Origin of the sequence: Streptococcus pseudopneumoniae, assembly GCF_001072315.1 — a bacterium.
Classification (GTDB): Bacteria; Bacillota; Bacilli; order Lactobacillales; family Streptococcaceae; genus Streptococcus; species Streptococcus pseudopneumoniae_R.
On sequence record NZ_JVLI01000113.1, the window covers coordinates 1 to 465 of the forward strand.

A 465-nucleotide genomic window follows, 5' to 3' on the forward strand; every position below is an offset into this window, starting at 1 on the left:
GGCAAAGGTCTCTACTTCTATGAAGTGGACTTGGCAGGTACTCAAGGCAAATCAGATAAAGAGCTTCTTGATCTTTTGAAACAAAATGGCACTCAAAGCTATAAAGCAACTATCAAGGTGTACGGTGCAAAAGACGGCAAGGCTGATTTGAGCAACCTCGTAGCGACTAAGGATTTGGATGTCAACTTGAATGGCTTGACCACCCCAGCTGAAGTGCAAAAAGGCGTGGCCGATAACACCAAAGACACAGTAGATGTTCCAGCTACTTACTTGGACAAAGCCAATTTCCCTGGCCCATTCACAGCTGGTGTCAACCAAGTTATTCCATACGAATTCTTTGCCGGAGACGGTATGTTAACTCGCCTTATCTTGAAAGCATCAGACAAGGCCCCATGGTCAGATAACGGTTCAGCTAAAAATCCAGCTCTCCCACCAGTAGAAAAATTAGGCAAAGGTCTCTACTTC

Annotated in this window: 1 protein-coding gene; it reads left to right on the plus strand. The window is 45.2% G+C overall.

What is annotated here, in order from left to right:
• The coding region (locus tag ADH54_RS05990) for an SSURE domain-containing protein (protein WP_049524407.1) at positions 1–465 on the plus strand (465 nt) is incomplete at both ends.